Origin of the sequence: Nostoc mirabile CHAB5784 (assembly GCF_020829645.1) — a bacterium.
Lineage (GTDB): Bacteria > Cyanobacteriota > Cyanobacteriia > Cyanobacteriales > Nostocaceae > Nostoc > Nostoc mirabile.
On sequence record NZ_JAIVFS010000040.1, the window covers coordinates 16,622 to 31,249 of the forward strand.

18 protein-coding genes are annotated in these 14,628 nt (G+C 40.9%); 13 read left to right on the top strand and 5 right to left on the bottom strand.

Annotation, left to right across the window (positions count from 1 at the left end; translation table 11 throughout):
• Window positions 1-14 precede the first annotated feature (14 nt).
• Window positions 15-659 carry a restriction endonuclease subunit R gene (locus LC653_RS23445; RefSeq protein WP_229497130.1) on the bottom strand — a complete coding sequence of 215 codons (645 nt, stop codon included), beginning with the start codon at window positions 657-659 and terminating at the stop codon, window positions 15-17.
• A 232-nt stretch (window positions 660-891) separates the two neighbouring features.
• On the opposite strand from LC653_RS23445, the gene acs reads away from it, so the two are divergent.
• From acs to LC653_RS23495, 12 genes are all read left to right on the top strand, one after another.
• Window positions 892-2,865: an acetate--CoA ligase gene (acs, locus tag LC653_RS23450; RefSeq protein WP_229497131.1), complete on the top strand. Its 1,974-nt coding sequence runs from the start codon at window positions 892-894 to the stop codon at window positions 2,863-2,865.
• 122 nt (window positions 2,866-2,987) lie between these two features.
• Window positions 2,988-3,080, top strand: a complete 93-nt coding sequence (locus LC653_RS47435; protein ID WP_372478212.1) for an element excision factor XisH family protein — start codon at window positions 2,988-2,990, stop codon at window positions 3,078-3,080.
• Between the two features lie 131 nt (window positions 3,081-3,211).
• Window positions 3,212-3,622 carry an element excision factor XisH family protein gene (locus tag LC653_RS23455; RefSeq protein WP_308189130.1) on the top strand — a complete coding sequence of 137 codons (411 nt, stop codon included), beginning with the start codon at window positions 3,212-3,214 and terminating at the stop codon, window positions 3,620-3,622.
• Window positions 3,592-3,915 (top strand): XisI protein, encoded by a 324-nt coding sequence (locus LC653_RS23460; RefSeq protein ID WP_229497133.1) that lies wholly within the window; start codon window positions 3,592-3,594, stop codon window positions 3,913-3,915. The genes LC653_RS23455 and LC653_RS23460 overlap by 31 nt, the downstream gene beginning before the upstream one ends.
• Before the next feature lie 146 nt (window positions 3,916-4,061).
• Window positions 4,062-4,742, top strand: a complete 681-nt coding sequence (locus tag LC653_RS23465) for a tetratricopeptide repeat protein (protein ID WP_229497134.1) — start codon at window positions 4,062-4,064, stop codon at window positions 4,740-4,742.
• A 36-nt stretch (window positions 4,743-4,778) separates the two neighbouring features.
• Entirely contained in the window at window positions 4,779-4,910 is a 132-nt protein-coding gene (locus LC653_RS46330) for a hypothetical protein (protein ID WP_267923162.1), read from the top strand.
• Between the two features lie 233 nt (window positions 4,911-5,143).
• On the top strand, window positions 5,144-6,331 hold the full coding sequence (locus LC653_RS23470; RefSeq protein WP_229497135.1) for a nucleotide kinase domain-containing protein: 1,188 nt from the start codon (window positions 5,144-5,146) through the stop codon (window positions 6,329-6,331).
• Window positions 6,332-6,376: 45 nt separating this feature from the next.
• Window positions 6,377-6,874 carry a DUF1643 domain-containing protein gene (locus tag LC653_RS23475; protein WP_229497136.1) on the top strand — a complete coding sequence of 166 codons (498 nt, stop codon included), beginning with the start codon at window positions 6,377-6,379 and terminating at the stop codon, window positions 6,872-6,874.
• A 108-nt stretch (window positions 6,875-6,982) separates the two neighbouring features.
• A complete protein-coding gene (locus tag LC653_RS23480; protein ID WP_229497137.1) occupies window positions 6,983-7,879 on the top strand; it encodes a nucleoside triphosphate pyrophosphohydrolase family protein in 897 nt (298 codons plus the stop codon).
• Between the two features lie 612 nt (window positions 7,880-8,491).
• Window positions 8,492-9,250, top strand: coding sequence for a Uma2 family endonuclease (locus LC653_RS23485; RefSeq protein ID WP_229497138.1), 759 nt, complete (start codon window positions 8,492-8,494; stop codon window positions 9,248-9,250).
• A 120-nt stretch (window positions 9,251-9,370) separates the two neighbouring features.
• Window positions 9,371-9,631, top strand: coding sequence for a MoaD/ThiS family protein (locus tag LC653_RS23490; protein ID WP_229497139.1), 261 nt, complete (start codon window positions 9,371-9,373; stop codon window positions 9,629-9,631).
• A 233-nt stretch (window positions 9,632-9,864) separates the two neighbouring features.
• Window positions 9,865-10,083, top strand: a complete 219-nt coding sequence (locus LC653_RS23495) for a hypothetical protein (protein ID WP_229497140.1) — start codon at window positions 9,865-9,867, stop codon at window positions 10,081-10,083.
• A gap of 24 nt (window positions 10,084-10,107) precedes the next feature.
• On the opposite strand, the gene LC653_RS23500 is transcribed toward LC653_RS23495, so the two are convergent.
• From LC653_RS23500 to LC653_RS23510, 3 genes are all read right to left on the bottom strand, one after another.
• Window positions 10,108-10,959, bottom strand: a complete 852-nt coding sequence (locus LC653_RS23500) for a lysophospholipid acyltransferase family protein (RefSeq protein WP_229497141.1) — start codon at window positions 10,957-10,959, stop codon at window positions 10,108-10,110.
• 9 nt (window positions 10,960-10,968) lie between these two features.
• Entirely contained in the window at window positions 10,969-11,202 is a 234-nt protein-coding gene (locus LC653_RS23505) for a hypothetical protein (protein WP_229483811.1), read from the bottom strand.
• Window positions 11,203-11,690: 488 nt separating this feature from the next.
• The gene (locus tag LC653_RS23510; RefSeq protein ID WP_229497142.1) at window positions 11,691-13,088 is read right to left on the bottom strand and encodes an MFS transporter; all 1,398 of its coding nucleotides are present in this window, start codon (window positions 13,086-13,088) and stop codon (window positions 11,691-11,693) included.
• Window positions 13,089-13,148: 60 nt separating this feature from the next.
• On the opposite strand from LC653_RS23510, the gene LC653_RS23515 reads away from it, so the two are divergent.
• Entirely contained in the window at window positions 13,149-13,445 is a 297-nt protein-coding gene (locus LC653_RS23515) for a helix-turn-helix transcriptional regulator (RefSeq protein ID WP_229497143.1), read from the top strand.
• 190 nt (window positions 13,446-13,635) lie between these two features.
• Here the strand turns inward: LC653_RS23515 and LC653_RS23520 are convergent, their stop codons facing one another.
• Window positions 13,636-14,334: a glutathione binding-like protein gene (locus LC653_RS23520; protein WP_229497144.1), complete on the bottom strand. Its 699-nt coding sequence runs from the start codon at window positions 14,332-14,334 to the stop codon at window positions 13,636-13,638.
• Window positions 14,335-14,628 lie beyond the last annotated feature (294 nt).

Genomic DNA, 14,628 nt, shown 5'->3' on the forward strand with positions numbered 1-14,628 from the left:
GATTTACGTTCATTTTACTGAAAATTCGGTAACTTGCAGACGGCTTTTAAAACTTGTAACAACTCAATTGCACCGGGAGATTCATTCAGACTTAATAATGGCATTAACTGATAAGTAGGTTGCTGTTCATGTCTTAAATAAACAAATTGATAACGCAGTCCGTTAGTTGCCAAACCCCAAACTGATGGTTGTTGGTCTAAACTTTTAAAAGCATAAGTGAGTAATTGAGGTAAACCCTCACCCACTTCAACCGCACTATTTTTCGTTTCAATTACTACAACCCAAAAAGGCGGCGCAATATTACTTTGAGGACTGTTGATTGCTAAAATATCCATCCGTCCGGTAATTCTTTTGTCTTCATCTTCGACTGCGGTCGCAATGCTATCTTCCATTGTCAACCGAATCGGCACATCGTAAAACCCAGCTAACCGCATCAAGGGTGCGATCGTTAAGAATTTAACTAAACCTTCAGAAATTTTCCTAGCGCTTAAATAGCGACGGAAGTCGTTTCTGATTTTTAATAAATCCTGCTGTTCAAACTCAGAGAGTGGTTCTAGAGTTAAAAAGTCTGTGAATGAACCATTGGAAAGTTCTTCTAGTTTGAGAAAGCGATGAACATCGTTGAGAGATAGGCTGCTAGCTTCGACGGTGAGTGTCATAGTTTCAGGCGTTGTTTGTCCAGACTACTTATATTTTGCAACATTCGCGGTAGATAGGTTGCAATGTAACCTCTTTACATTTCTTGATCGCTTGCTTTTGCTAGATGAAAATGAATGTAAACTAAATAACTCGGCAATTTTTACCTAGCTTAACGAAAATCTAAACAATGTCTAGCACAACTAAGCTAAGAATAGTTTTTAGTAACAATAGCGATCGCACTCATAACTAACCATGTCTCAACCAACTATAGAATCAATCCTACAAGAGAATCGCCTATTTCATCCTGACTCGGAATTCTCGCAGAATGCCCATATCAAAAGTCTGGAAGACTATCAGCGCCTCTACGACAAAGCTAAAGCTGATCCGCAACAATTTTGGGCAGATTTGGCTGGAACAGAATTAGAATGGTTCCAAAAATGGGATACGGTATTAGATTGGCAACCACCTTTTGCTAAATGGTTCGTTGGTGGTAAAATTAATATTTCTTACAACTGCCTTGACAGACATCTCACTACCTGGCGCAAAAATAAAGCAGCATTGATTTGGGAAGGAGAACCAGGTGATTCGCGTACCCTCACTTATGCCCAACTACACCGAGAAGTTTGCCAGTTTGCCAATGTGTTAAAGCAACTGGGTGTACAAAAAGGCGATCGCGTTGGTATTTATATGCCGATGATTCCCGAAGCTGCGATCGCTATGTTAGCCTGTGCCAGAATTGGCGCACCTCATAGCGTGGTATTTGGTGGTTTTAGTGCCGAAGCTTTGCGCGATCGCTTAATTGATGCCACAGCTAAACTAGTAATCACGGCTGATGGTGGTTGGCGCAAAGATGCGATCGTTCCTCTCAAAGAACAGGTAGACAAAGCCTTAGCTGATGGTGCTGTTCCCAGTGTTGAAAATGTCCTAGTTGTCAAGCGCACCGGACAAGAAACTTATATGCAATTGGGGGGACGCGATCATTGGTGGCATGATTTGCAAAAAGGTGCATCAGCCGATTGTCCCGCCGAACCAATGGACAGCGAAGATATGCTGTTTGTCCTCTACACTTCTGGCAGCACGGGCAAACCGAAGGGCGTTGTGCATACAACTGCTGGTTATAATTTGTATACCCATATCACTACCAAGTGGATCTTTGACCTCCAAGATACAGATGTATATTGGTGTACCGCAGATGTAGGTTGGATTACCGGACATAGCTATATTGTCTACGGCCCGCTTTCTAACGGTGCAACCACGGTTATGTATGAAGGTGCGCCCCGTACTTCTAATCCTGGCTGTTTCTGGGATGTAATTGAAAAATACGGCGTTAATATTTTTTATACTGCACCTACGGCAATTCGGGCATTTATTAAGATGGGCGAACAACATCCCAATGCGCGAAACCTATCTTCGTTGCGTTTGCTGGGAACCGTTGGCGAACCGATTAACCCAGAAGCTTGGATGTGGTATCAGAAAGTAATTGGTGGCGATCGCTGTCCAATTGTTGATACTTGGTGGCAAACGGAAACCGGCGGTATCATGATTACACCGCTACCAGGAGCAATTCCCACCAAACCTGGTTCTGCAACTCTTCCCTTCCCAGGAATTATTGCAGATGTCGTGGATTTAGAAGGAAACACCGTACCCAATAACGAAGGCGGTTATCTAGCAGTGCGACATCCTTGGCCAGGAATGATGCGGACAGTCTACGGCGATCCAGAACGCTTCCGCCGCACCTACTGGGAACACATTCCGCCCAAAGATGGTAACTATACTTACTTTGCTGGTGATGGCGCAAGGCTTGATGAAGACGGCTACTTTTGGGTAATGGGTCGTGTGGATGACGTATTGAATGTATCAGGACACCGACTCGGTACAATGGAAGTAGAATCAGCTTTAGTTTCGCATCTAGCAGTTGCAGAAGCGGCGGTAGTGGGTAAGCCAGATGAACTTAAGGGTGAAGAAGTAGTTGCTTTTGTGACTTTAGAAGGCACTTATCAGGCAAGTGAGGAACTAAGTAAAGAACTCAAACTGCACGTTGTCAAAGAAATTGGTGCGATCGCGCGTCCAGGAGAAATTCGCTTTACAGACGCTTTGCCCAAAACGCGATCGGGTAAGATTATGCGGCGCTTGCTGCGGAATCTAGCTGCGGGTGAAGAGGTATCTGGGGATACTTCGACATTGGAAGATAGAAGCGTGTTGGATAAATTGCGGGAAGGAGCGTAGAAATTTTAGATTTTGGAAAGGCATTTCCTGTATTGGAGATGCCTTTCTATGAGGCTCACAATATGATCCGTTATACATAGCTATGAAATACATCCTAGTATTAACTTACTTTTGATTAATTAATGCCACCAAGAGATAGCATTCACAATCTAGTCAAGCAAGCGATTATTAAAGATGGTTGGAAAATAACTGACCAAATAATTACTAATTCGTAATTCGTAATTCGTAATTCGTAATTAAAGGTACAGAGCAACTAACTAACATTTTATGGAGACAAATAAATTTATTCCTCAATTAGGCCCCCGACTTCAGTCGTGGGGTAATAATTACGAATTACGAATTATAAATTACGAATTATTTTGACGATCCTTATGTTATTTCTTACGGGGATAGATTCTTATTTATAGATTTGGCTGCTACTTTATCATCAACAGTTAACCAAGCTCAAGGAAGTTTTATCGGTGCAACAAAAGAAAATCAGCGAATAGCAATTGAAATTAAAGATTTTCGCGGTCAATCTGTTATTGCTGATTTAGAACAAGCGATTGGACAGTATACACTCTATCAGCTTTTACTCAGTAGAATAGAACCAGAGCGAGAACTCTATTTAGCGATTACAGATACTATCTATAGCAATATTTTCAATGAACCAATTGGCGAACTAGTAATTACAGAAATGCCACTGAAATTAATTATCATCAATTTAAAAACAGTAGAGGTCATACAATGGATACCAACACGACCTATCGAGAAATAGTCAAGCAGATAATTATACAATATGCTAAACTACGTCCCTCGCATGGAGATATTCGACTTGACCCAATCTTTGATGAAACGCACGATAGGTGTGCTTTGATGCAAGTGGGTTGGGATAGAGGACGGCGAGTTCGAGGAAATCTAATTTATGTCATGCTACAAAATGGTAAGGTTTATATAGAATATGACGGCATAGAACACGGCATAACCCAAGATTTGATAGCGATGGGTGTTTCTCCAACAGATATCGTTTTAGCTTTTCTACCTGAATCAGAGCTAGCTGCTAGTGCATGAAAGCTCTAAATTAAGATTATCATTCTCAGTGTCTGGGCGATCGCGCGTTCCGGAGAAATTCGCTTACGGTCTGTCTTGTGATGCATTACGCGATAACATACCTCATTTATCATAAAGATTAAAACATTATTGAGGCATTCAGAGCGATGAAGGTGAAGCGCAAACTGAAATCAGCATTTGTTCAATCTTTTGGCGGCATGACGCTGAGTATTATCACTGTAATTGGTTTATCACCATTAGCGTTAGCGGTTCCTGCAAAACTTTCTTTGCATTCCCCTGGACAGTCGGTTGAGAGACAACCACAAAAACTAGCACAGTTTTCAGACACAGGGCCATCAGAGCGATCGCAGATGCTGCAACAAGCCAATGCTTTATTTAATCAGGGAGAGTTGACAGGTGCAGAGGAAAATTTACGCAAATTCATTAAACAATTTCCAGACGATGCCTTTGGACACTTTCAACTAGGAAATGTGCTTTTTCGGCAAAAGAAATCAGAAGAAGCGATTAGCTCTTATCAAGAAGCTATTCGCCTCCAGCCAAAATACGCTCTAGCTTACAATGCGATGGGTATGGTTTACGCTAGCCAAAGTCGCTGGGAAGAAGCCATTACTCAATATAAAAAAGCTCTAGAAATTAATCCTAATTATGGCGAGGGGCTGACTAATTTTGCACTGGCATTGTGGCAAACAAATAAAAAAGACGAGGCGCTATCTTCTTTAGAAAAAGCTTTAAAAATCTTCAAAGAACAGAATAGAGGTGAAAAAGCTAACCAAGTCGAACGAATCTTGCGAGAGATCAAAACTGCTGATGATCCTAGTGTTTCATGAAAATCATATTATTCCGTGGATAAAAGTTAAAAAGAGTTGCTGAAAATTAGCTTTAAGGATGCTTTGCAAAAACTGCGATCGGGTATTATCCAGCAGTTGCTGCGGAATTTGGCTGCTGGTGATACTTTGACGTTAGATAATCTCCGGGTATTGGGTAAGTTGCGGTAACGTGCGTAGTTTAAATAAGTTTCACATAACTGTGTAAAATCTGTATGGGGTAGGCAAAATTGTCTACCCTGTATTGTATGAATAAAATTATTTATGCTGGAATTGCTTTTACCTAGTTGATTCTCAAGATATATCACAATCGGCGTTTTGAGCTTAACCCCAATAAACTCGGATTAGTACCTCATAATTAAGGAAGGTTTGAAACTGATGACGACAAACCAGGAGAAGCGTGTATGCAAGTAAGACAAGAAATTTTTGATACTTATTGGCGATTTGCTACTATGCGCCAGGAAGTATTTTTCAACAAAATTAACAATGTACCACCACCCTGGACGGGTGACCCGATTATTAACACTTATAAATTTTGTAATGCATATCGAGCAAGCGATCGCGTTTCACAATATTTGATAAAAAACGTAATTTACGATGAGAATAGGAGCAAGAACGAAGAAGAAGTAATTTTACGGATTCTACTATTTAAAATCTTTAATAAAATAGAAACATGGGAATACTTAGAAAACAAAATAGGAGACTATATTAGACTATCTAACTTCGACTCAAATGTGTATTCAGATATATTACAAGATGCTATGAATCTTGGATATGTAATTTATACCAGTGCATATATGTCTTGTGCCAGCAAAGAGTTTGGTTATGATAAAAAACACCAGAATCATTTGGCATTAATTGATAAAATGGTTGTCCAAGATAGAGTAGTCAATCGCATAGTAAAAGCTAAAAAGTTTGGAGGCGTTTTTCAGATTCTTCAAGAATATCCATTGCTAGGTAAGTTTATGGCTTACCAATTAGCGACAGATATTAATTATAGTGAAATTATCAACTTTGACGAAAACAGTTTTACTATAGCAGGCCCAGGAGCCGAACGTGGTATCAGCAAGTGTTTCCTTGATACAGATGGTAAAACATATACTGATATCATTCATTGGATGACTGAAAACCAAGAAAAAGAGTTTCAGCGTTTGGGGTTAAATTTTCAATCACTCTGGAGTCGTCCACTACAGGCTATAGACTGTCAAAATCTTTTTTGTGAAACTGATAAATACTGCCGAGCAGCATTTCCCGAATTGAAAAGTAATCGCAAAAAAATCAAATCAAAATTTACTTCAACGCCTCAAGCAATTGATTATTTTTATCCACCCAAATGGTGTATTAATGATAAAGTTAAAGAAAGTTTAGCACAGAGATTGCCAACATTAGAGATTACTAATTTGCAAATATTAAATAATAGTAATTGTCAGCAATTATCTTTGGAGCTAGATTCTCAGGTAAAAACAACATCTGAAATTCCGAATAATGTATCAAAACAATATAAAAAATCTGAACAAGAGACTCAGAGAAAAAAATCAAAAGTTTTACAAAATCCAGAAATGGAAAAACATGAACAGTTGTGTCTGTTTTAAGAGAAGCGGCTCTTTATTAATCCACAGTAATTCAGAGTAAAATACATGGACATAAAAGGATATGCTAAGTTCGACATCACTAGAAAGTATCGCTACTTACTGCGGCGTAAATGGGATATAAGTTTACCTCAAGTTACTTTTGTGATGCTTAACCCAAGTACCGCCGATGATAAGAAAAATGATCACACCCTCACTAGATGTATTGACTTTGCTAAGTCTTGGAAATATGGTTCTCTTGAAGTAGTTAATCTATTTGCTTATTGTGCTACAAACCCCCGTGAACTTTGCCAAGTAGATAACCCTGTGGGGCCAAAAAACAACTGCTATATTCAAGTAGCAACAAAACGCGCTGCCTTAATTATTTTGGCATGGGGTGCGGGGAAATATCCCAGAATTCAGAACCGTGAAAAAGAAGTGTTAAGTCTAATTTCTGATAAACAACCTCTTTACTGCCTAGTTCTAACAAAGTATGGATACCCACACCATCCGTTACGTCTTTCAGTTAGTACACAACCAATTATTTTTCCTAGTAATTCTCTATAAATATAGTTTAATTTTCTAATGGTGATACTTTTTATTCATCGTCAGATTTATATTTCATCCTTCAGAGAATCACTATAATCAACAATTTTAAAATTGGATATGTCTATTATGAATTTTTCTGAGTATCAAACACAAGCACTGAAGACAGACCAAATTCCTGCTGTCGAAGGTACTGAACTAATCATACCGCTACTAGGTTTAGTGGGTGAAGTTGGCTCATTGATGACTGAGTATAAAAAACATTTACGCGACGGTGATGCACACAAACTATTTAAAGAAGGCATCGCGGAAGAATTGGGAGATATGCTTTGGTATATTTCCAACTTGGCAAGCAAGTTTAACCTTAATTTGGAAGAAATTGCGGAAGATAATCTGAGAAAGTGCCGTGACCGTTGGGGATGGAGAGATTCAGCACAGATAGATGATAAAGCTACAACCTACATATTCGACAATGACTTTCCTGAAAATGAAAGTTTACCACGACAATTTGAAGTAGAAATTACGGAGGTAAGCAAAGATAACTCAATCAAAATGAAGGCATTTGTCAACAAAAAACAAATTGGAAATGACCTCACCGATAATTCTTATACAAGCGATGGCTACCGCTTTCATGATGTTTTCCATTTTTCCTACGCCGCAGTTTTAGGTTGGTCTGTGGTCACTCGTAGTATTCTTAAATGTAAGCGTAAAAGCAATCTCCGCATTGATGAGGTTGAAGACGGTGGTCGTGCAATAGCTATTGAGGAAGGTATATCAGCACTCGTATTCGCCTATGCCAAAGATCACGGCTTCTTAGAAGGTGTTACAGTCATAGATTATCAGTTGTTGAAAACTATCAAAAATATGACATCGCATTTAGAAGTTTCTCAGTGTTCGTTGGGTGATTGGGAGAAGGCAATTCTGATGGGCTATGATGTCTGGCGGCAGGTAGATAAATATCGGGGTGGAACGGTAGTTGTTGACCTTAATACACGCTTGATAACTTATCAAATAGCAATAAACTGACACCAAAGGCAAAGTAACAAAAGCACAACTTAACAATTGAGATGCAATGTTTTTGTAAGCATCTCTAATTTGAAAGAACGTACTTGATTGCGAATTTAATAGGTGCAAAATTCCTAAGTCTCAAGTACTCTAGGACAACAAAGCTTGTTATATTTATAGGAATTACGCATTGACAAGAAATCGCAAATATGAGTAAGTAAAAAACCACATCTTTCGTAAGGGCACAGCATTGCTCATTGGTGTCAACTTAAGCTAAAAATAGCAAAACTTTCGGCTTGACTCAACCGCCTAGAACTAAAGTTCTTTGGCTTTTAGCTAAAGTCTACTGAAGTAGACTAAAGATTTTTGGCTATATTTAGTCATCAAAAGAAGACTTTCGCTAAAAGCCAAGGAACTGAAGTTCCTTGCGGGACATAGCTTTTACGTTAAGTTTACACCTATGAGCTTTTTCTGTGCCCCTACAGCATGGCCTATTTACGATCGCAGGATAATTAAAAAAAGCCTGAAACAACGGATTTTCGTTAATTCACATCACGATGCATTTGTACAGTGCGTAAGTCCTAATTTATTAGGATAATAAATAAAATACAAATATAATCTTGGTTAAAGCCTGTGACTTCCCTATCGGCATTAACTTTACCTGACCACACCCAGTTACCAGACTCAGATGGTACATTCGTGAAAAACTGGCAAGAGCATCCGCAAAGTATTTTACTCACTGACTCGATTAAACTTGTCTTAGAGGAACTTTATCCTGATAGTCAATATTGTATTGGACAGGATTTAGGCATCTACTGGCGATTGACAGATCCTCCTGAGAAAGGGGCTGAAGCACCAGACTGGTTTTATGTACCCAATGTACCACCGACCCTTGACGGTAAAACGCGGCGTTCTTATGTGCTGTGGAAGGAGTATGTTGCACCCTTAATTGTGCTGGAATTTGTCTCTGGAGATGGTTCAGAAGAACGAGATAACACACCGCCATCTCAACGGGATGGTGGAAATGTTGGTAAATTTTGGGTTTATGAGCAGGCAATTCGAGTGCCTTATTATGGAATTTATGAAGTAGCAAAAGCGCAGATTGAGGTGTATCACCTAGTGGATAATACTTATCAACTAATGAAACCCAATGAACGAGGACATTACCCAATTGCTCCTATGGGGGTAGAGTTAGGAATTTGGCAAGGATTTTATCAGAATGCAGAGTTACCTTGGTTGCGCTGGTGGGATGCACAAGGAAATTTATTGCTAACAGGTGAGGAACGGGCTGTCATTGAGCGACAAAAGCGGGAGAGAATTGTAGAGAAATTGCGTACTCTCTCTATTGAACAACTCAACGCTTTAGGAATTGACCCAGAAATGTTGGATTAAGAAACATTTTTTCGCTATGAACTTATGAAATCATGTACTTATTAATGTATAATTAAGCCCAAGAGTTCAGGGTGCTTGTCAAGTATTAAATTACTTGCTGGTACTGCCAAAGCATGTTGTATGTCTAAATCTGTAATCACCGTTACCGTCAAATTGTTCGCTGCTTATCAAGAAGCCTTTAAGGTTTCGGAACTGGTGCTGGAATTTCCCAATAGTATGCCAGTCAAAACAGTATGCGATCGCCTCATAGCTGAACACCCCGAACTCTCCCAATGGCGAGACATCACCCGCTTTGGAATTAATCTAATATTTGTCGAACCAGATACCCTACTACAAGATGGGGATGAAGTCGTGCTGATTCCACCAGTCAGTGGTGGGTAGCAAAATAGTTATGAGTTATCGAACAGAATACATGCGTCAGGAGTCAGAATTCAGTTGGGTATTTTGACAGAAATTGCGGATAGCGCAGCGTTAGCGAGTCCGCGAGCGTCTGAATAACCGGCGTTTTTGCACCCCCACCAAATCGTAGATTTGGTGGTGCAACAATTCAGTCGCGGGTCTGAATCCCCGACTGTAAGCGTTGCGTTAGCAGCTATACAAGTATTGCAAGTTTTTTGGATCAAGACGAGATACCAGTTTATAAAAAAGGTACGCTTGCTACTTTTAGTGGCAAGAGAATCAAACGTGGTCTTTACAGAGCAAGTGGTAATCAGCTAATTAATGCAGACGTAAATGGATCTCTCAACATCTTGAGAAAAGCAATCCCTGAAGCTTTTGCCCAAGGGATAGAGGGGATTGTAGTTTCCCCAGTGAAGGTTAAACTTCTAAACTAACAGAGTGGACATTTGTCCATATTGTTAGCAACTATTAGCAGTTAGCTTCACTAAGTGATCTAACTCTTGCTGCATCTGACTAACAACTAATTCATAACATTCATTGACATAGTAGCGATCGCTGGCTGCTTCAGGGCCGTAGCGTTGAAATACAATTGGCGGACAAACCCGCGTGTAAATGGACACAGGCAATGGAATGTTGGGTAACGGGCCAATTGCTAATCCCCAAGGCAGTCCAAGATAGATCGGAAAAACTTCCGGATCAATCCCCAACAGCCAAGGCATTCCCCATTCATGGAGTTGCTGCACAATTTTGTAGCAGTCAGCCAGTATAATCAGCGTATCGTGAGCGCCCCAAGAAATCACAGGGACAATCGGCACATTTTCCCGCAACGCTAACTTGATAAATCCTTGTCGCCCCGCAAAGTAGATTTTGTTACGTAAATAATGCGGTCGGAAGACATCTTCGGCTCCACCTGGATAAACTAGCACACTCGCTCCAGAACGCAAGGCAGCGTAAGCCATTTTCGGATGAGCCATGATTGCTCCAGCCTTAACAACCAGTTGCGCTAGTGGCGGGCTAACCTGCCAAGCCTTGGGATGCATCAAACCATAAACGGGTTTCTCGACACCAAATCTTCGGAACCAGTCATACATCACCATTGTCATATCGGGAGCCGCAAGTCCCCCATTATGCGAACCAACAAATAGGACTTTTTCTTGGGGTGGAATATTCTCCCAGCCACTAGTTTGAACTCGGAAATAGTAGTGATAGAAAAAGCCCAACAGGGGCATCAGAGATTCTATGAACTTTGGATCTCGCTCATCCAAAGACCAACCGGGTTTTTTGTTTAAGAAATGTTGCTTTTTTGACATCGATGCATTCTAACAGGATTGGGAAAGGTCAAACAATCCTTTGTTAGGTATGACCACATTTGTTCCATGCACAAAACCTGATTCGTCTAAATACTTTAAGTCAGTTTCTTCTCTAACAGCAGCTAATTCCAACTTAATTACTTCTGCTCGGTCTTTTACTTTCTCTGGTAAGTGTAATCTTCTAAAGTTTAACAAACTTCGGTTTCGCCCAGCAGCCAAGAATCTCCTTAAAGGAGCGTCCATATTTTAAGTTACCTTGGTAGATGCTCTTATCTGGTGATTTTTAGCCATTTATGCAGATTTTAGAAAAATCATCGGTTTTATCGGAAATTAAAGGGTTTAAGACCCCAAACATTACACGTAGTGCGGAGTCGGAGCCACTCCGCCTCCGATCATTTTAAGTCGGGGTTTAAATCGAACGTAGTTGCCACAACGCTCTTAACCTATCGCTTAGCACTTCTCAACTCTTAGAGACGCATTCGCGTTCGTCTGAAAATGTCTAAAATGTTTGAATGCGTGAATTTTGTTAGCGCAGCGTAAAGCCTTCGGCATGGCAACGCTATGAGCGAGTCCGCGAGCGTCATTTTGAATTGTTAATCTGTCTGTGTCTAGCAATATAATGCGCTTACGTTTTTACAGGGGCGTTTCAAAGTGATGCTAAAGCTGATAAGTAATCAAAAAGTAAGCAAGGAAATTTGATTACTAGCGCCAAAGATTGATCTATAAAAGTTTTAGTTAGGTACGACTTGCTTCTGATTGACTAGCCAAACAGAGAGCAGAGCGATCGCTACACCAACGACAATAAAGCAATAAATGTAGCCGAAGTTATCCACAATCCTACCAAATACTGCTGCGCCGATTCCCTGCCCGACAAACAAGCTGAAGGCAAACAGCGAAACAGCAGTGCCTCGTGCTTCTGGGGAAAGCTCAGTGGCTTGGGTTTGGAGGGTGCTGTGCATCATATAAAAGCCCAATCCTATTAAAATACTCAAGGGGATAAACAGCATCCAGTTCTGGAATAATGCGATCGCTAAGAAGCTGATAGACATCAAGCCTCCTCCCATTCCCATTAAACCAATTTCACCCAGTCGCCTGACGAACCATTTAACTGAGCGACTGTAAATCAGTCCACCGAATCCAAAACCACTGAGCATAAACCCGATCGCTACATAACTTAGACTATAGCGATCGCGCAGAAATGCGCCAATGTAAGCAAATGCCCCAAAGACGCAAAAGCCTTCCACAAACACCCCTATAATTACAGTCCGGGCGATCGGTTGCGTTAATAGTTGGTAATAAGGTCGAAATGTTATCCTACCTCTTTGATCTTGGGGACGTTGAACATTGCCCAGATGGCGTGTCCCCCGCCATAAAAGTCCAGCAATACCAAGAGAGACGATACCAAATAAAAGAAAGATGTCACGCCAGCTGATATATTCCCCAAAGATGCCGCCCAAACTACCACCCAGAATTTGACCTAGCATGAAGGCACTTAGATACTTGCCGATCGCAGCTTGGCGTTTTTCATAAGGAAAGTTGTCACCAATATAAGCTAGGGTGACGGGGATGATCCCAGCAGCAGCCATCCCTGTGAGAAACCGCAGCAAGGTAAGTAAGACGATATTTGAGACAAAGGCACAAACAGCAGTACCCACAGCAAATGCTGCCAGTGCTATTGTAATTACCTTAAGTTTACCGATGCGATCGCCTAATGGGCCATAGACTAACTGAAATAGCCCGTAGGGAATCGTGTATGCGGAGATAATCACCGCAGCACTGCCAACACCGACTTTAAACTCGTCGGCAATAATGTGCAGTAGAGGGTCAATCACCCGTGCATCAGCAATCACCATGAAAGCAGCAGCGCCCAACAGTCCTAATGAGACAGGTGTTTTGCCTGCGATGTCCGTTGCTAACCTACCCACTGCTATATTCTCCTGTAGTTTGAGTTTTCGCACTTCTAGAATAGACTTTTTGCAGAAGGGGAAGGGCTGGAGAAGTAAGAGAGTAGGACTAGCCCTTTCAAGGTGACTGGTAAAATCTCTTTTTTTCTCTCTGTGCCGCGCCAGTTGCTTCAAGTCTCTTAACCGCAAGGGCGCACTGGCTTCTTTGCGTCTGGAGCGGTTCAAAAGTCTTTTATTTAACCTTATTAGGCACAGAGAACACAGAGTTAAGAGGTTAAAGACTAGTTGATCGCCTATATCAACGATAACTTAGACCAAAATTTGTCTTTAGCAGAAATTGCTGCGATTGCACAGATAAGTCCGCATTATTTTGCTAGCTTGTTTAAGCAATCAATGGGAATAGCACCTCATCAATATGTCACTAAATGTCGAGTGGAAAGAGCAAAGTATTTACTTGCGAAGCGAGAATTATCAGTTATACAAGTCTCCCAACTAGTAGGATTTCAAAGTCAAAGTCATTTCACCAAGGTTTTTCGTAAATATATCGGCATCACTCCTCAAGGATTTAAGAAGCTACACTGAATTTTTCGGAAGATAACGCTAGTTTTCGGAAGATTGCGTGAGACGGCATAATCTTGTTAAAGCTAGACTCAATAGTTATCACCACACTTTGAGTCATATAGTGAGAAATCGTTGCTCATAGTTGCGACTGATGATCTGGGATTAGAGCTAACTTAGCGATCGCCACAGTGACAAGACAATTTCATTAGGCTCAAGGTTGAATAGTCTTCGCCGACTGGTTAAATAACAAATCTCGTGACTTATCTGGATCAAGCGCTTGAGTTTTCAGTGCTTCTGCTTTCTCGTAAGCGCGAATTGTTGCTGGACGGGCTTTAATTGCCTCAAACCACCGCTTGAGATGAGGAAAATCTTCTAAATTCTGACTTTGGCGCTCATAGGGCACAATCCAGGGATAGGCAGCAATATCGGCGATGGAATAATCGCCAGCCACAAATTCTCTATCTGCTAATTGCTTATTCAGCACTGCATATAAGCGTCCCGTCTCATTCACATAGCGGTTAATGGCATAGTCTATTTTTTCGGGAGCATAGGCGCTAAAGTGATGATTTTGTCCGGCCATTGGGCCCAGCCCTGCCATTTGCCAGAACAACCATTCTAAAACTTTAGTGCGATTACGTAAATCTTGGGGGATTAGTTTACCGGTTTTTTCTGCTAAATACAGCAAGATTGCACCAGACTCAAATACCGAAATCGGCGCACCTCCATCTGCTGGTTCGTGGTCAACGATCGCGGGGATGCGATTGTTAGGAGAAATCTTTAAAAATTCCGCTTTAAATTGATCCCCAGCCCCAATATTCACAGGAATTATGGTATATTGCAAACCGACTTCTTCTAAGAAAATCGTAATTTTATGACCGTTTGGGGTTGTCCAATAATAAAGATCAATCATGGTTATTTTTCCTAAAATTGTGCGATTGTTTTTTAAGTGAATGGTGCGGACACCTCTTTCGCATTTCTCACAAAATCTGAAAAAAATGAGGGTAAGGGACTTCCAAGAAATAAATTATCCAAATAAACGTAGACGCTTTGCGGCTTGCCGAAGGCTACCACAGAGGCACAGAGAACACAGAGGAATAAGGAGGAGAGAGTTTTTTCGCCAGTTTTTTGAGTATTTTTTTATTTGGAAGTCCCTAAGAACTGCAAAAATGTATATAACGTAAGCATTTTAGCACTTTATACCCAA